This is a genomic window from Botrimarina mediterranea (genome assembly GCF_007753265.1).
Taxonomy (GTDB): Bacteria; Planctomycetota; Planctomycetia; order Pirellulales; family Lacipirellulaceae; genus Botrimarina; species Botrimarina mediterranea.
The window spans coordinates 346,723-363,944 of record NZ_CP036349.1 but is presented as its reverse complement, the minus strand read 5'-3'; the positions used below and the strand labels follow the sequence as shown (position 1 = coordinate 363,944).

Genomic DNA, 17,222 nt, shown 5'->3' with positions numbered 1-17,222 from the left:
TGCCGCCCACGGCTAAGGCGTTCACGGAGGGGAACCTCGACGCCTGGGCGTATCCCGCGCTAACCGGGGGCTAAGGCCCCGCGGCTGGCGGCTGGCGGTTGGCGGTTGGTGGTTGGAAGCGTCGATGGCGGCGCTACCCGCGGCTAGCGCTGACGGCTCATCTTTATTCGCCGATGGCATCGGCGTCGGCTCCCGCGGCTTCGGGCTCGAGCGACACATCGGCGAAGGCGACGCGGCGCCAGGCGGCCCGCATCAGGCCGGGGGCGGCGAGGTAGTCGTAGACATCGTGGCTGCGGCCAACCGAGTTGGCGACCGGCATCAGCCGCACGCGCGCCGCTTGCTCTCGAGAAAGACCTCGGGGACCGACGCCGCCGACCGCGGGGGGCTTCGAATTGATCGGCACCCACTTGTAGTACTTCATCGCCGGGTCGATCGGGTTGGTCGTCGAGAGGAGCGTGTCGATCCGGTTGAGCGCGAGCCCGTGGTAGGCGCGGGGTGAGTTCCAGCAGGCGTCATAGGCGGCCGCAAGAAACACCGCGCGGACCGAAGCGACGCCACAAGCCGGGCAGTCGGCGCCGAGCGTCAGCCCGCCGAGCGAACCGCCCGCCAGGAGGTGCGCCGCGCCGCTACAGACGCGGGCGCCGTAGCTGTAGCCGATGAGGCCGACATGCGAGCCTTGCGGCAGGCGGCTGATCACCCAAGCGAACTGGTAGCCCACCGGCTTTGTGCGGGCCGCCTTTTCACGGAAGTCCTTGAGCAGCCCCGGCACCTTGTCGGAGCACCACGAGAAGACGACGAATTGGATCGGCCGGTCGTCTTCGGCGCAGCGCACGAGGCGCGTATAAACGTCGAGCCCGCAGCGGCGCGCTTCCGAAGCGGTGATCTGGTTGCCGTGGACGTAGAAGACGATCGGCAGCGTCGGGTCGAGCGACGCCATCGCGGCGCTAAAGTCGGTCGCGTTCCAGCGGCAGTCGGCGCGCTCCGCAGCCGTGACGCCCTTCGCCAGCCGGGCGGGGTCGGTCGTGCAGCCGACGGGTCGGGTGCTGACAAGCAGCACACGGTCGCCCGGCCGGACACAGTCGGCCGTTGCGATCGACGCAATCGCTACCAACGCGAGCGCGCGGAGAGCGGTGTTAATCGTGGGGAGGGTACGACTCATCGGCGCGTAGTGACGGACGTCGCGGCGTCGAATGGGGGGGTGGGACCGGACAACTGCCGTAACTTACCCGCGCAACCGAGGCCGCGCCGGAACTATGTTGAAAAAAATCAACCGTTTCATTTGCACACCACGCGGCGTGAGGTAGTGTTTCGCGGCTTCAACGAGACCCCTCACGAAGGGCGCGTCTCGCGGCTGCGTCACGGGAAGTGACGCCTACGCCCTCCCCCCACAAGTCACGACGGTGGCGTGTCGCGACACCCCCACGGCGCTGCGCCCCTAGCGCATGCGCCGCCCCGCCGAAAGGATGCCGCCATGAAGAAAGTAATCGCCCTCTGTATTGCAACGACAGTCATCACCAGCGTGACGGGCTGCGGCTGCTGCCGCCGGTTCCGCGACTTCATCTGCCGCGGGGCCTTCTGCGGCGGCAACTCGGCCGTCGCCGCGCCGGCGCCGGTCGCGTACGCCCCGGCTCCGATGCCGATGGCCTACGACCCGGGCTGCAGCTACGCCGGCGCCGATCCGGGCTGTGGCTATATGACCGCGTACCCGCAGATGGACAGCGGCTGGACCTCGGGCCAAGCGTGCGAGAGCTGCAGCGGCGGCTACTCGATGCCCTCCAATGGCGTGCTGATCGATCCAAACGCGGGATCGCTTCCGGGCCCAGCGCCGGTCCAGTAACACGACTCCCCACTTAGCCCCCGTCACTGACGGGGGGCTAAGCACGAACACGAAACGCGTCACGAGTCGCCGCCCTCCCCGCTTCGCTGCGGCTCTTGACGATCCCACAGCCCGCCATCCCTTCGTCTGTCCTGAGCGAAGGGGTGGCGGGCTGTGTTTTTTTGTGGGTCGTAAACTTCTGGGTTTGCCGCGGGCTGCCGCCAGCGGCTGGGTGGGCCGGTTGTGCGCGATGTTGCGGTTGAATCGACGGCGGTGGCCGGTGACGCCGCGCTGGGCGGGTTTCTCCCTCTTCCCTCGGGCCGGTGCGTACACTGGTGCTAGCGTCCCAGTTGGGTCATGGCGAATTCTCTGAGGGGGGTGCGGATGCGTGCTTGTCTAACGGCGGTTGCATTATTGATCGGTAGTGTTGCGTCGGCGCAGTTGCTCGACACGCCCGTGGGCGAGGCGTCGGCCTCGGTGGAAGAGGCCCAGGTGACGACCGTCCGCTTCCGAGTCGGCGCCGTGGTGACTGCCAAGCGTGGCGCCTGCCGCGACATCCTCGGGATGGTCGCCGTGCCGATCGCTTGCGACGAGCAACAAGTGCGCGTCGTCGAAGAGGACTTCTCCCCGGGCGTGACGGCGACTTTCCGCGACCTCGCCGATGGTAACGCCCGGCAGATGCTGTTCGCGCTGCCGTACCTGGAGAACGGCGCCGAGGCCCGAGCAGTCCTTACCTATGAAGTGACCACCCGGACCACGCCGCCGCCGAGCGACGCCGAAGCCGTGGAACTTAAGATCCCCGAGCGTGTCCCCCGAGGCATGCGGGGATACGTTAGCCCCAGCTCGTTCATCGAAGCGCGGCACCCGAAGATCAAGAAGCTGGCGCGCGAGATCCAAAAAGACCTGGAGGAGTCGAACCCCGACGCCAGCGACTTCGAGCGTGTCGAGGCGGTCTACGATTACGTGATGGAGAACATCGAGTACCTCGAGGGCCCCGACACCAGCGCGGTAACGACGCTCGAGACCGGCTCGGCCGATTGCCACGGCCGCAGCGCGCTGATCATCGCCCTGTGCCGCTCGATGGACATCCCGGCGCGGATGGTGTGGGTCAACGATCACGTCTATCCCGAGATCTACTTCGAGCGGGGCGAAGACGACGGCGTCTGGCTGCCGTCGGAGAGCGCGGGGACGATCGCCTTTGCCGAGATGCCGATCACCCGGCCCATCATGCAGAAGGGGGACGACTTCCGTGTCCCCGAGCGTCGTGGCGAGAAACTGCGTTACGCTAGCGAATTCTTGATGGCGTACCCCGCTGCGCGCGGGGGCCGTACGCCGAGCGTGAAGTACATCCGCGAAGTCGTCTCGGATGGCGCCGGTGTGATGGCGCAATGAGCCTTCTTGGTGGAACAGAGTTAGTTCCCGGTCAATGACCGTGGGCTAACTGAAGAATTCGGCTTCTCCGTGACCATCGCTGCCGGCGCCGCTAGCGGCCACTGGTCTGGCGGGCATGCGCCGTTCCCCCTATAGGGAGGCCCGCGTTTAGCAGCCGCTTTGCTGCACAAGTTGGACTAGCAGCTAGCGGCACGATGGCGTCACATTTTACCCAATCGGAAATTTCGCCCAACTTTCGCCAATTGAATCCCGATGGGGTTCATACGCGGGAATTTTTCGGCCTAGGTCCGGAGAGGTTGCGCTGGAGGGATTCGGCGGACGTTTGCAAGCAACCGACGCCGCCGGCTCGACAGGATGTCGAGCGAACCAAAATGCAACATTGTGGTGTGGCGTCATGCGACTAAGTTGTCTCATCAACAACTACAACTACGGCCGCTTCGTCGCCGAAGCGGTTGATAGTGCGTTGTCGCAATCGGCGCCGTTCGACGAGATCATCGTCGTCGATGACGGCTCGAACGACCAATCGCTAGCGGTGCTGTCGGCGCTCGAGCAGCGCTGCCCGCGACTGAAGGTCGTGCGGAAACCCAACGGGGGCCAACTCTCGGCGTTCAGCGCGGGACTCGCCGCCTCGACGGGCGACGTCTTGTATTTCCTCGACGCCGACGACCTCTTCGAGCCCAACTATGTCGAGCGGACCGCCGGCGTCTTTCAGACGCGGCCCGATGTCGGCTATGTCTTCAGCGGCCGCCGGCTGTTCGGCCGGATCGAGCGGGTCGAGCGTCCGTTCTCTGACGAGATCGATCTGGGCTACTCCGTGGCGGTTCTGGCGACGGGGGGCGTGTGGTGCGGGGCGTCGACTTCGTGCGTCTCGATGCGGCGCTCGACCCTCGAGAGACTCTTGCCGGCGCCGGACATGGACCCGCTGTGGAGGATCAACGCCGACCTCTGTTTGGCGTATGGCGCATCGCTAGCGGGGGTACGGAAGTACTGCGTTCCCGAACCGCTGGTCGCCTACCGCGTCCACGACCACAACGCCCACTACGGCAAGCCCGAGGACGCCGCCGGCAAGTACCAGCGACGCCTCCAAGCGCAAACGCTCATCGAACACTACTCGCGGCGCCTGGGGCTCGACCGAGCGCAGCTGGCCGAACTGCTGCACCTCGAGTTCATGACGGTTCCGAAGCCGACTCACGCGATGCTGAAACGCTACTTGCGAACGACGCTGGCGTCGCGGTCGCGCCTGACACGGCGGATCGGGCTGGCCTGGACGATCTGGAGGCACTATTACCGGTCACGCCACGCGCCCGCGCCGATTGCGGCCCGCTACGAACAGCGTCGTGACCTGAACCTCTACACGCCGGCGAAAGCCTCTTGAGCGTGTGACAAGCAACTGAGCTGACGGCCTGTTTGACACATGAAGTACTTCTTACGAGCGCTGGGCGAAGGGACTCGCCACTGGCCGGCGTTGGTGGCGGCGATCGCCTGCTCGCTGGGCGTCGCGGTGCTCTGGGGCGCCAACATCGCCGCGATGTTCCCGCTCATCCAAACCACGCTCAGCGGTCACTCGCTGCAAGAGACCCACGCCATGCGGGTCGAAGAGCTCCGCGAAAAGGTCGCGGCGGGTGAGACGAAACTGGCGGCCCTGCAAGCGGCCGACGGGGCCGCCGACAACGCGATGGAGCCGGCGTCAATCGAAGCGATCGAAGCCCGTCTCCAGCTGGACCGCGCCGCACTCACCTCGGGCGAATGGATGCAAGCGAGGCTCGACGCTTGGCTCCCGGCGGGCCCGTTCTCGACGGTCGTCTTGGTGGTGAGCATTGTCTTTCTGGGGACCGTGGTGCGTGTTTTGCTGATGATGGCGAACGCGATGCTCGTTGCGCACGTGACACAGAGCACGATTCGCGACCTTAGAAACAGGGTCTTCAACAAGTCGCTCGAACTCGACCGCCACGGCTTTCAGGTCATGGGTATCAGCGGCTTCCAAGCGCAGATCACCCACATCTCCGACATGCTGTCGATGGGCATCACCAGCTTCTACGGCGGCGCCATCACCGAACCGCTGCGGATCCTCTCGTGCCTCATCGGCGCGTTCTGCGTTTCTTGGCGGCTGACGCTGGTGTCGCTGATCTTCGCACCGGTTGCGGCCTACCTCGTGCTGACGCTCAACCGCCGCGTCCGTTCGCTCTCGTCCCGCGTGCTCGGTCGCTCCCTCGGTTTCCACCACGTGCTGCTCGAAGTGCTTGGCGGCCACCACACGGTGCAAGCCAACACGATGGAGAACTTCGAGCGGGAACGCTTCGACGAAGCGACCGGCCAGATGAAGAGCACGGCGATGCTGGCGAACTTCTACAATGCGCTCTCCGGCCCGATTACCGAGTTCTTCGGCATGGGCATGCTGTGCGTGGGGCTCTTGGCATCGTCTTACTTGGTGCTCAACAAGCAAACGACGCTCTTCGGCATCCCGATGACGGACGAGCCGCTCAGTATCCCCGCGGTGACGGTGTTCTTCGGCCTGCTGATCGGCGCCGCCGACCCATTGCGGAAGCTGTCCGGCGTCGTCACTGGTCTCAACAACGGCATGGCGGCGGCGACCATGCTTTACCCGGTGCTCGACTGGGAGTCGGCCCTCTACGAGCCCAAAGAGCCGCAGCCGATGCCCGACGAGATCCAGCGGATCGAACTCAAGGGCGTCACGTTCAGCTACGACCGCAAGCACGACGTGCTACGCGGCGCCGATGTGGTGATTAACCGACTCGACCGCTTGGCGGTTGTCGGCCCCAACGGCGCCGGCAAGAGCACGATGGTCAACCTCATTTGCCGGTACTATGACCCGCAAGCGGGAGAGGTGCTCATCGATGGCAAACCGGTGAAATCGTACCGCCTCCACGACCTGCGCTCGCGGTTCGCCGTGGTGTCGCAGCAAACCGAGCTGTTCAACGAATCGATCCTGCACAACATCCGCTACGGGCGTTGGGAGGCAACGGAAGAGGAAGTCTACGAGGCGGCACGGCTTGCCCGGGCGCACGACTTCATCAATGCGCTCCCCGACGGCTACAACACGGTGATCGGCTCCAACGGCCACCGGCTCAGCGGCGGGCAGCGGCAACGCGTCGCCCTGGCGCGGGCGTTCCTAAGGAATGCCGAGGTGCTGATCCTCGACGAGGCCACTAGCCAGATCGACGCCCAGAGCGAACGCCTGATCCACGACGCCCTCAACGACTACGGCGCCGACCGCACGATCCTGTTCATCACTCACCGTGAGAGCACGCTGTCGCTCGCGACCCGCGTGGTCCGAGTCGAGGACGGCAAGCTCGTCGAGGTCAACGCAAAGGCCGCCATCGCGGCATAATCGAACGAGATAGCGATCGGCTTCCCATTGGTCGTTCCGCTGAGAATCGAAGACTCACCTACCCAGCGCACGGAGGCGCTCGATGAGCACAACCGCAAACGTCCCCCGCCCGATCGCCAACAAGCTGTGGCGCGAAGTCACTAGGCCCGTGCGCCGCCTGACGGGCCGCCCTAGTGAGCCTGCCCCCATCGCCCTACCAGGCCTGCATTCCTTCGACCCCGCCGACTGCACGGTCGAGCCCGAAGGGGTGGAGCTCCTCCGCGAACTGGTCCGTGAGTCGAGCCGCTACGAGGGCCCGATCATCGAGGTCGGTACGCTGCTAGGCATCACCGCCACCGAGATGGCCCTGGTCAAGGCGCCACACCAGCAGATCAAGACGGTCGATCTCTACTGCTGGAACCCGTGGGGACTGGCGCCCGACGTTCACGCCGCCCTCGCCGGACAGGTGTTGTACTACCTGATCGAAAAGGGCGACGTTGAGATGATCCGCGCCGACAAGAACGAGTACTACCGCTCTTACAACGGCCCGGCGCCGGCGATGGTCTTCCTCGACGCGATGCACGACTACGAGGAAACCAAGAAAGATATCGAGTGGGCCAAAGAGGCGGGCGCAAAGATCATCTCCGGCCACGACTACTGCGACAAGTTTCCCGGCGTCATTCAAGTCGTCGATGAGTTCGGTGGACCGCGTCGCTTAGGCGGTTCGGTCTGGGTCCTTTAATCGATATTGCTTGCGCCGCGCGAGGAGACGCCATGCAGCCGCTGACCTTCCAACACCCCGAGACGCCCGGCCTGGTTTCGATCATCACGCCGATGCGCAACGGCAGGGCCTACCTACAAGAGGCGCTCGACGGGATCGCGGCGCAGACCTACGACGCCTGGGAGTTGGTGATTGTCGAGGACGGTTCGCCCGAGCCGGCGGAAGACGTGGTGCGTGCGTTCGCCAGCGCTCACCCAAACCACCGGGTGACCTACCTGAGGAACGATCCGTCGTGCGGGGCCGCGTACTCTCGCAATCGCGCCTTCCTGGAGTCGCGGGGCGAGTACATCGCGTTCCTCGACTGTGACGACCGCTGGCTCCCAACGCATCTCGACGCCTGTGTCAGCTCGCTGGTTGAGTCGGGAGACGACTTGGCCTATTCAACGGTAGTCATGTTCTCCAGCTCTGATCACGCCTTGCTTGGGCTCTGGGGCCCGACGCCGGAAGAGGTGCAGAGTTTTCCAACCTCACTCTTCGGACGCAGTTTCGTTACACCGTCGGCGACCGTCGTGCGGCGCTACGTGGTTGGCGAAGTCGGCCCTTGGGACGCGGGGTACCGATGCTGCGAAGACGCCGACTTTATGATGCGGGCCGCTTCCGCCGGCAAACGATTCCGATACGTCGGCGGCGCCCACTGCCTCTACCGCAAAGAGCACGCCGGCGCGACGACCCAGCGGCTCGCCGAGACCATCGAGGAGTTCGCGGCGATCTCGACGAAGCACCTCGGCATGCCGGGCGCGCGACGTGGGCGCTGCTCCCGCGCCATCGCCTCATCGCTCGAGTTGGCGGCGAAGCTTCACACCAGTCAGCGTCAAGCGTCGGACCCATCGGTGCAACCCGCACGGGCTGCGCTACTGTATTACACAGCTTGGCGGATGCGGCCGAAGCGTTGGAAGAACCTTGTCAGAGCGGGCTACTGCCGGCTGCGGCACGGATTCGACGCAGGTGTGCAGCGAGTGGACCGGCCAAGCCTCCCGGGCTCCGTTACGGCGACGCCGCAACGCCACGCCGCTTAACACGCCGTTTCACTCTTCGGTGAGCAAACCGATGCCTACAAAAGTCGTCGTCGCTACGGCCGCGGATGAGAACTACGCGATCCCGCTGGCGGTGACGGTCCGCTCGCTCATTGATAGCCTGGCGCCATCGACACAGTTGCGTCTGGTGATTCTCGATGGCGGCATCTCCACAACAAGCCGTGAGCGACTTAAAGCTTCGTGGGACGACCCACGGCTGGAGATCGAATGGCAACGCCCCGACACCCGCACAATTGCCGGCGCGCCCGTCAGTGGCCACGTCTCGGCGGCGGCTTACTTACGGCTGTTGTTGCCGACGATCCTCGACAGTGACCGCGTCATCTATCTCGACTCGGATATGCTCGTACGGCGCGACGTGACGGCGCTGTGGGACGAGCCGCCGGGCGACTCGCTGATCCAGGCCGTGCAGGACCTCGCGGCGCCGTGGATCGACGCGGAGGTGGCAGCGGACCGTTACGCCGAAAGGCTGCCGCTGCTGGCGGCGGCGCGGCCGGTCGCGAACTATCGCGAGCTAGGACTCCGTCCCGAAGCGCCGTACTTCAATTCGGGGCTGATGGTGGCGAATCTCGCGCTGTGGCGTGAAGAACGCATCGCCCAGCGCGTGCTCGAATGCCTCCAAGAGAATTCCGAACAGGTTCTGTGGTGGGACCAGTACGCCTTGAACGTCGTTCTTGCGGATCGTTGGCGGCAGCTCGACCATCGTTGGAATCAAGGCGCGCACATCTACAACTACCCATCGTGGCGGCTGAGCCCGGTCGGCAAGGACGCCATCGGGCCGTTGCGGCGTGAGCCGTGGATCGTCCACTTCTGTTCACCAATCAAACCGTGGCAAGACGGCTGCCGACACCCCTTCACCAGCGCCTTCTTCGAAACGCTCGAGCGCACCGAGTGGCGGGGCTGGCGCCCCGCGCCCGCTCCGGAATTGCGGCTACAAATCGTCAAGGAGCAACGCCGGCTGCTCAAGCAGAAGCTGCGCTGGTCGCTACGCAACGCTGTGCAGGGTTTGTGGCGCAAGGCGGGTTGAGGAATCGATGGCGCCACCCGCGGCGAGCGCCGACGGCTCACCTCGGATCGTATTGCCACAGCGAATTCTCCGGCGCGACCCTCCGCACCGCCTGGGCGATATGGGCCGTCTGTCCGAGGGCATCGGCTATGACCTTACCCCAGGCGCCCTCAAACGCTCGCCGCCAGGCGGTCTGCGCCATCGCGATCGCGGGATCGTCGCCGTCCGCCAACGGGACATCTGGCAGAGCATCGTAGTAGGGGCGGAACATCGTCGTCGAAGCGAAGAAGGCCCGCATGCCAGCCAAGTCGGCGAAAGCCGCCTGGAGCCGCAGGCAGGCATGCTCGTGGGCTTTCTTGTCGGGGTTGTTCAGAAGTCCCCAGTCGAGCTTCGCGAGGCTCTCTGGGCCTTCTACGAGCGCGTGGCAGGCCTCGTGGAGAATCATCTGGGCGAGCGAGTCGTCCGGGTCGAGCGTCTCGGCCGTGCCGATCGTGAGGACGCCGTTGCCGCTCCACGAGGCGTTGACCTCAGCGCTCCGCTCGACGCGCATTCCCATCTGCTTGGCGGCATGGAGCCAGACAAGGTCGAGAGGGTCGGCGTAGGTTTTGGTGATCGGACGCATGCATCTCGAGCCAGCTGGCGGCTTCGCTTGCCGCGACCATTTCGCCGCAAGTCGTTAGTGCCCCGTAGTTTACCCAGGTCGGCGGCGATTGCTTTGGGGCCCGGGAAGTTCGTCGATCCGCAATCGGACAGGCTTTCTCCTAATTATTTCCGAATCTTCCTCAGATTCAGCGCGAAAAAAGCAACCGGTGGCGGATTCTTCTGCGTGCGGGGTGATCACCCTGCGCTCTTGTCTCCACGTGCCGCTGCGCCGAATCTTGTCGAAACTGCTCCCAATGACGCTCGACCCGAACGAATCCGCTGAGTCGGAGGCGGACCGCCAGGACCGCTTTGTGCGTCTGCTCTCGAAACATTCGAGCGCACTGTACGGGTACGTCCTCGCCCTGACGGCCAACCGTCACGACGCGGACGATGTTTTCCAAGAGACCAACGTCGTCTTGCTGCGGAAATGGGAGCAGTTCGAGTTCGGCACCGACTTCCTGGCCTGGAGCTGCGCTATCGCCCGCTACAAGACGCTGTCGCACCTTTCGCGTAGCCGTCGCCAGCACGCGCTGGACCCGCAGTTGATCGAGGCGCTATCGGAAAAGGCCCTCGACGCGGCTCGTTCCGCGGACCAGCGGCGTGACGCTCTGCTGGAGTGCATCGGCAAGCTCGGGGCTTCGCAGTCGCGCATCGTGCAGTCGCGTTACTACCACCAATACAGCGTGAAAGAGATCGCCGAGAACCTGGGGATGTCGTCCGCCCGGGTTTACCGCTCGTTGGCGTCGATTCACCGCAGCCTGCACGAGTGCGTGCAGCGCAACCTAGGAGGGGTCGGTGGATAAGCAGCAACGAGAACAACACGACGTGCTCCGTCGTTGGCTGCTCGTCTGTGACGGGCAGGCGACGCCGGATGAAGAAGCTAGACTCTTCGCGCAGATCGCCGCCGACGAAGAGTTGCAGGCGATCGTGGCCTGCGTTGCGCAAGATCAAAGCACGCTCGAGCGCTGCTTGAGTGAGCGGCAGCTTGAGAATCAGCAGCTTGGGGATCAACTCGGCGGGGTGGCCGGAGAGGGCGCGGCGGCCCGGTTGTACGGCGGAGCCGCCGACGCCCTTGCCGGCCGCCATGCCGTCCCGGCGCGGCGCAATCAAGGCACGACGCCCCGCGCGAACGCCTGGAGCCTGTTCCCGCTTCCTGCCGGAACCGGCGCCCTGGCGGCGACGCTGCTGATTGGCGTGGTTTTTGGCGCTTGGCTTGTCGGCGGCCGCGGCGGTCCGACGCCAGTGGCTAGCGTCGATTCGCCGCAGAGCGTCTTCGTCGCGAAGGTCTCGAATTGCGTGTGGGGCGCGGCGCCCGAGGGCATCGGCGCCAACTCGCTGAAGCTCCGCGATGGCGAGGTCGTCGAGCTGCTGGAGGGCTTCGCGGCCCTGTCGATCGAATCGACGGGCTGGCGGGCCGACGTCCAGCTCGAGGGGCCCGCGGCGATCGTCCTCAGCTCCGAGGGGCTGCCGATCTTGCGGTATGGGAAGATGCTCGTCGACCTCTCCTCAAGCGTCTCCTCACGCGGCGTGACGCTCGACCTGCCGCTGTCGCGACTGCACCTGTCCGCTGGCGCGAAGGTGGGGATCGCTTCGCTCGACAACGAGAGCGAGATCCACGTCTTCAGCGGCTTCGCCACGCTCGAAAGCCGGCGCGACCTCAGCAACACCGATCTGCTCACCGTGAAGGGGGGGCTGCTCATCTCCGCCGGCGAGTCGTGCTCGATCACGTCGTCGCAGGGGGTCGTCACCAAGGCCGAGCAGGGCGACGCCAACCCCGGCCTCTTCGACGCGGAGGGGCTGATCCGCGGCGGCGACATCCGTGTCACCGACGATTACATCGGGGCCGTCAGGCAATCCTCCCCGATCGCCTACTACCGCTTCGAGACCTTCAAGGACAACTCGTTCGTCAACGAGGTGCAGGACAAGTTTCACCTCCACGCCAAAGGCCCTGTGCGGGTCGCGGGGCTTCCTGGCAATCGCTACGTGAACTTCTACGTCGGCGACATCGGCTCGAGGTACCTGGCGACGGAAGAGCCAATCACCGACGAGCTGCCGGCGGACTACTCGGTCGAGTTCTGGATGAACCCGAGCCACCACCACACCGCGACGATCGTGTCGTTCCTGGTCCCCGAGCTCGAGCCGTCGATCGAAGCGGCGCAGCCGCCGACCACGTCGAAGCACGGCCTGTTGATCGAGATCGGCGGCTACAGCGGCGACGCGTTGACGATGCGTCCGCAGAAGCTGCGTTACTTGCACCGGCACTCGCCCGACTCCGTCGGCGGCACGCAGCTCTTCAGCGACGGCAATCACGCCGTGCGTGAGTGGCAGCACGTGACCTGCGTCAAGTCGGCCGACCAGATGCGTCTGTTCCTCAACGGCAAGCTGGCCGGCCAGACGCAGGAGGTCAGCGACTTGGCGGAGGGGCTGGCCGCGGTGGTCGGTCAGATCTCCGACGCCCGCACCAGCCGCATGTACTTCGGCGAACTCGACGAGCTCGCCATCTACGACCGGGCGCTTTCGGAAGACGAGATCGGGTCCCATTACCGGGCGATGGGCGCCTTCGAGGGACACTCCAATGGACTTTGAACAAGGCCGAGTCGCGACAACGGACTCGAGGCAAAACACAATGAATCGCAAGTCGACGCAACGGGGCTTCACGCTCGTCGAACTGCTGGTGGTGATCGCCATCATCGGCATCCTGGTGGCGTTGCTCTTGCCGGCGGTGCAGGCCGCGCGCGAGGCGGCCCGTCGCAACCAGTGTGTCAACAACCTCAAGAACATCGCGCTGGCGATCCTCAACTACGAGGACACCAATGGAGGATTACCCCCGGCGACGCCGTTCTTCGACCAGTGCCCAGAGACGGGGAAGGTGTCGGAGATCAACAAGCATCGCATCAGCGGGTTTGTGCTCATTCTGCCGCAGTTGGAAGAGGGCGCGTTGTACGACCAGTATCAGTTGGACAAGTCTCCCTATGTCTGGATGTCGGACAACACCGGCAACAACTGGCACAGGCTCCCGGGCCGTGAGGGTCTCCCCGAGGCCCGGCCGGACATCTACGTCTGTCCGAGTGAACAGTCGCCCGCGATTCATGAAAACCCCGACCCAGGTCCGATCCGTAACGGCCTCAAGCCGGCCACCGGCACGTATGCTTTCGTTACGGGGTCGATCGGCCCGCCCGAGGTAGGCGTCAGTGCAAAGTGCGACAACACCGGCGCCTTCCGTTACGGCAACCCCATCGCGCTTCGCAAGGTCATCGACGGATTGTCGAAGACGTTCTTTGTAGGCGAGGTCATCGATCCCCACACCCGCAAGGGCTCCAACATCTGGTCCTTCGCGGCTCGCCACGCCGACTCGATGCGCACCACGACCAACCCGCTGAATACAGCGCCTGGTCTGGGCTTAGTAATTGATTTCGGCGCCACGCAAGGGAGCAACGGCGCCTTCGCCAGTCGGCACCCGGGTGGAGCGAATTTCGCCTACGGCGACGGTCACGTCGAGTTCTTGCCGGAAGAGATCGACATGGATTCGTATCGAGCTCTCAGCACGATCGCGTCGGAGGACTTCGTCACCAATGATTGATCGCGTCAAGAACATTGGTCGGATTGCCGTCTCGGGACTGTTGGTCGCATCCTTCGCGTTTGCCTCGGGGTGTGGCGACGGACGGCCGCAGCGAGTGCCCGTCTCTGGCGTGGTCCTCATCGACGGCGCGCCGGTGCAGCACGGCTTCGTGACGTTCACGCCCCCGAAAGGCCGCAGCGCGTCGGGCCAGATCGACGCCGAGGGACGATTCACACTCGCCTCTTACGAACCCGGTGACGGGACGTTGCGTGGCCCGAATCGCGTCGCCGTCATGGCGCGGGAGTCGCTCAGCGAAACCCAAACGAAGTGGCACGCGCCCGAAAAATACGCCGACCCCAACTCGTCGGGGATCGAGATCGACATCACTGGCCCCACCGACGACCTCAAGTTGGAACTCACTTGGGGCAACGGAAAGCCCTACATCGAAACGAACGGTTGAATCCCGTTTCCTTTAACGACCAACAGCCCACCCATGGCTGTTGGGTGGCCTACGGTCCGCCCACGGGGCGACCACTCCTCACTTGCTTTTCTCTATTCTCTTCTTTTCCACACCCGCTAATGCGCCCGAGGTTGAACGATGCACCACATGAACCCGCAACGACTCACACGACTGCTGGCCGCCGCGATGCTCGTCGCCGGCACTTCAGCGCAGGCAGCGCTGATCGCCCACTACCCCTTCGATGAAACTTCTGGCGGCACGGCCGTTAACCAAGTCGCCACCGGCGACGGCGCCGTCGGCGCCAACGTGACGCTCGGCGCCGCCGGCGTCGCTGGGACGGCCTACACGTTCAGCGGCGGCGCCGCACAGGCGGACATCGTCGATATGGCCGACGCCCAGGGCGTCTTCGCGCCGATCGTCGCCAGCAATCAGTTCACCCTCTCGTACTGGGTGCAGAGCATGGACACCGGCAACCGCAACGTCGCGGTCTTCATGGGCAACAACACCGCCAGCAACGACTACATCGACTCGGGCGTTCTCGGCAACAACCAGTTCGCACCGGCTGGCTCGACCTACGGCCGTAGCCGGAAAGCCACGAACACCAACGTCGGCGACATCGGCGGCGGCCCCGTTGTCAACGACGGCAGCTTCCACCACGTGGCGTTCGCGATCGACTACACGACCTCGACCGGGTCCTTCTACGTCGATGGCGCGCTGGTCGACACGGAGACCGGCTCGTTCTTCGCAGCCCTGCCGACGCTGAACAACTTGGAAGTCGGTCGGTTGGGACGCTCGTCCCCGGTCGACGGCCTGGCGGGCACGGTCGATGACCTGCAGATCTACGACGTGGTGCTCGGCCCCGCGCAGATCAGCGCCTTGTACGCCAACCCGGGCGTTGCGCTCCCCGAGCCAACCACCCTCGGCATGATCGTCGCCGGCGCCGGTCTGCTCTCGCTTCGCAAGCGCCGACTCGCGGCGTGCTAGGCCCCATCATCACTCACAAGCGTGACCATCCTTGGAGCTACTCTGATGACATGGAGTGAATACAACTTGCCACGCCGAGGCCTCGCGGCTTTGGCGTGTCTCACGGCGGCGACGTGCTGCCAGGCGGACCTCGTCGCTCACTACCGCTTCGACGAGGCCTCCGGTTCGACGGCCGTCAACGAGGTCGTGGCCAGCGGCAACGACGGCGCGATTGGAGCGAACGTGACCCTCAGCGCGACGGGCGTCGCGGGGTCGGCGTTCACCTTTAGCGGCGGCGCCGCGCAGGCGGACATCGTCGATATGGCGGACGCCCAGGGCGTTTTCGCGCCGATCGTCGCCAGCAATCAACTCACCCTCTCGTACTGGGTGCAGAGCGTCGATACCGGCAACCGCAACGTCGCGGTCTTCATGGGCAACAACACCCTGAGCAACGATTACATCGACTCGGGCGTTCTCGGCAACGGCCAGTTCGCACCCGCTGGCACGGGCTACGGCCGTAGCCGGAAGGCCACGAACACCAACGTCGGCGATGTCGGTGGAGGGCCGGTCATTACCGATGGCGAGTTCCATCACATCGCCCTGAGCATCGACTACGCCACATCGACCGGCAGCTACTATGTCGATGGCATGCTCGCCGACGCGGCGACGGGGTCCTTCTTCGCTCAGTTGCCGACGTTGAACAATTTCGAGATCGGCCGGCTGGGGCGCTCGTCCCCGGTCGATGGGCTCGCCGGGACGGTCGACGACGTGCAAATCTACTCCGCGGCTTTGAATGTCCGTGAAGTGGCGGCCCTCTTTTCGAGCCCGGGCAGCACGCTCAACGACCTGCCGCCCATCGTCGATGGCGACACCAACGGCGACGGCGTTGTTGACGTCACGGACTTCAACAACGTCCGCAACAGCCTTGGTTACACCGGCCTGCAAGCGGGGCTCGGCGTCGACATCGCCGGCGAAGATGGCGCTGTCGATTTCCGTGACCTGCGGTTCTTCCAGCAGAACTACCCGACGGTGTTCGCCCTCGGCATGAGCCAAGCGGTTCCCGAGCCGGCGTCGCTGCTATCGGCCGCCTTCGCGGTGGCCGGCGCGATGTTCGGGCTGCGTCGCGCCCGCTGAGATCATTTCACCAACCACCCGATCCGCCGCAGGGCGGTCGCAAGGAGTATTCACCAATGTCTCTTGGACCCTTGTCTTTAAGGAACGTCGCCGTCGCGGTCATGGCGTCGACGGCCTGCGCGACGGCGCTGGCCCAGAAGCCGGTGACCTACGTGGACGCCGACTCGCTGGGACCGATCCTCACCCCCGGCGAACAGACCGACCGATCGACCGGCAACACGGCGCAGCTCTTCGGCGCCGGGTTCGACGATTGGGTCGTGCGTGACAACGGCGTCGGCGGCGATGTCTACCAGTTCATGAGCTCCAACGGCGTCGATCCGACCGAGCTGGTCACGACCATCACGGGACTCACGCCGGGCGTGGAGTACAACTTCTACGCCTTCTTCTGGGAAGGCGCCGGCGGGACCGGCAACTGGTACCTCGATGCTTCGCTACAGGGCCCCGGGGCCGCGGACTCGGCGTTCACCAACTACAGCGTCGCTGATCTCAACAACGCGACCGGTCCGGTCTACGAAGCGGCGGAGTTGCCATTTAGCAACTACGACGACATCAACACGACCAATGAGTACGTCGCCTCGAATCCCGGCGTGTTCTATACGAACGACCTGAACCCGGGTTTTAGCAACGACCAAACCCGCACCAACGGCGTCCCCTCCGACCTCGACCTCCTCTCTGCCCGTGTCGGCACAGCCGTCGCGCCGGGGAGCGGCCAGATCGATATCTACATCCGCAATCTCACCGCGGGGAATCGCGTCTGGTACGACGGCGTCGGCTATCAAGAGGCCGGCGGCGTGACGGGCGACACCAACGGCGACGGCCAAGTCAACATCGCCGACTACAACGAGATCGCCAGCCGCATCGGCGGCCCCGCGGTGACGCCCGGTTCACTCGGCGATGTGTTCGGCGACGGCGTGATCGACCTCAAGGACTTCAGCGTCTGGCAACAGAACCGCACCGACGGCGCTACCAGCGCCGTTCCCGAGCCGGCCGCGTTGCTCGTCGCCGGCCTGGCGGTCGTCGGCGCCGCGACCCGCTCCCGTCGCGCTGGCTGACCAGCGCGGCCCGGCCGCGCGACACAGCTGAGCGGTTACCAATCCACCCCCGCATCTC

General features: G+C 65.1%; 16 protein-coding genes. 14 read left to right on the top strand and 2 right to left on the bottom strand.

Annotated elements, in window-relative coordinates; all coding sequences use genetic code 11:
* Positions 1-163: 163 nt before the first annotated feature.
* Positions 164-1,159, bottom strand: coding sequence for a hypothetical protein (locus Spa11_RS01435; RefSeq protein WP_145105828.1), 996 nt, complete (start codon positions 1,157-1,159; stop codon positions 164-166).
* A 312-nt stretch (positions 1,160-1,471) separates the two neighbouring features.
* Here Spa11_RS01435 and Spa11_RS01430 point away from each other — a divergent pair, with 312 nt between their 5' ends.
* The 7 genes from Spa11_RS01430 (at position 1,472) to Spa11_RS01400 (ending at position 9,375) form a co-directional block, all read left to right on the top strand.
* Entirely contained in the window at positions 1,472-1,837 is a 366-nt protein-coding gene (locus Spa11_RS01430; RefSeq protein ID WP_145105825.1) for a hypothetical protein, read from the top strand.
* Between the two features lie 363 nt (positions 1,838-2,200).
* Entirely contained in the window at positions 2,201-3,208 is a 1,008-nt protein-coding gene (locus tag Spa11_RS01425) for a transglutaminase-like domain-containing protein (protein ID WP_197529660.1), read from the top strand.
* A gap of 394 nt (positions 3,209-3,602) precedes the next feature.
* The gene (locus Spa11_RS01420; protein ID WP_145105819.1) at positions 3,603-4,583 is read left to right on the top strand and encodes a glycosyltransferase family 2 protein; all 981 of its coding nucleotides are present in this window, start codon (positions 3,603-3,605) and stop codon (positions 4,581-4,583) included.
* A 39-nt stretch (positions 4,584-4,622) separates the two neighbouring features.
* Entirely contained in the window at positions 4,623-6,557 is a 1,935-nt protein-coding gene (locus Spa11_RS01415; RefSeq protein ID WP_145105816.1) for an ABC transporter ATP-binding protein, read from the top strand.
* Positions 6,558-6,639: 82 nt separating this feature from the next.
* Positions 6,640-7,278: a class I SAM-dependent methyltransferase gene (locus tag Spa11_RS01410; protein ID WP_145105813.1), complete on the top strand. Its 639-nt coding sequence runs from the start codon at positions 6,640-6,642 to the stop codon at positions 7,276-7,278.
* A gap of 32 nt (positions 7,279-7,310) precedes the next feature.
* Complete coding sequence (locus Spa11_RS01405; protein WP_145105810.1) at positions 7,311-8,333, top strand: glycosyltransferase family 2 protein; 1,023 nt, start codon at positions 7,311-7,313, stop codon at positions 8,331-8,333.
* 31 nt (positions 8,334-8,364) lie between these two features.
* Complete coding sequence (locus Spa11_RS01400) at positions 8,365-9,375, top strand: glycosyltransferase family 8 protein (RefSeq protein ID WP_145105807.1); 1,011 nt, start codon at positions 8,365-8,367, stop codon at positions 9,373-9,375.
* Positions 9,376-9,412: 37 nt separating this feature from the next.
* Here Spa11_RS01400 and Spa11_RS01395 read toward each other — a convergent pair whose 3' ends face one another.
* Entirely contained in the window at positions 9,413-9,976 is a 564-nt protein-coding gene (locus Spa11_RS01395; RefSeq protein ID WP_145105804.1) for a hypothetical protein, read from the bottom strand.
* Positions 9,977-10,232: 256 nt separating this feature from the next.
* Between Spa11_RS01395 and Spa11_RS01390 the strand changes: the two genes are divergently transcribed.
* The 7 genes from Spa11_RS01390 (at position 10,233) to Spa11_RS01360 (ending at position 17,164) form a co-directional block, all read left to right on the top strand.
* Positions 10,233-10,799, top strand: a complete 567-nt coding sequence (locus tag Spa11_RS01390; RefSeq protein ID WP_145105801.1) for a sigma-70 family RNA polymerase sigma factor — start codon at positions 10,233-10,235, stop codon at positions 10,797-10,799.
* Positions 10,792-12,582, top strand: a complete 1,791-nt coding sequence (locus Spa11_RS01385) for a LamG domain-containing protein (protein ID WP_145105798.1) — start codon at positions 10,792-10,794, stop codon at positions 12,580-12,582. Before Spa11_RS01390 ends, Spa11_RS01385 begins: the two co-directional genes overlap by 8 nt.
* A 40-nt stretch (positions 12,583-12,622) precedes the next feature.
* Complete coding sequence (locus Spa11_RS01380) at positions 12,623-13,576, top strand: DUF1559 domain-containing protein (RefSeq protein ID WP_197529659.1); 954 nt, start codon at positions 12,623-12,625, stop codon at positions 13,574-13,576.
* Positions 13,569-14,015 (top strand): hypothetical protein, encoded by a 447-nt coding sequence (locus Spa11_RS01375; RefSeq protein ID WP_145105792.1) that lies wholly within the window; start codon positions 13,569-13,571, stop codon positions 14,013-14,015. The genes Spa11_RS01380 and Spa11_RS01375 overlap by 8 nt, the downstream gene beginning before the upstream one ends.
* Positions 14,016-14,153: 138 nt before the next feature.
* Positions 14,154-14,999: a LamG-like jellyroll fold domain-containing protein gene (locus Spa11_RS01370; protein WP_145116881.1), complete on the top strand. Its 846-nt coding sequence runs from the start codon at positions 14,154-14,156 to the stop codon at positions 14,997-14,999.
* Positions 15,000-15,044: 45 nt separating this feature from the next.
* Complete coding sequence (locus tag Spa11_RS01365; protein WP_145116880.1) at positions 15,045-16,112, top strand: LamG-like jellyroll fold domain-containing protein; 1,068 nt, start codon at positions 15,045-15,047, stop codon at positions 16,110-16,112.
* 56 nt (positions 16,113-16,168) lie between these two features.
* Positions 16,169-17,164 (top strand): dockerin type I domain-containing protein, encoded by a 996-nt coding sequence (locus tag Spa11_RS01360; protein WP_145105788.1) that lies wholly within the window; start codon positions 16,169-16,171, stop codon positions 17,162-17,164.
* Positions 17,165-17,222: the final 58 nt, after the last annotated feature.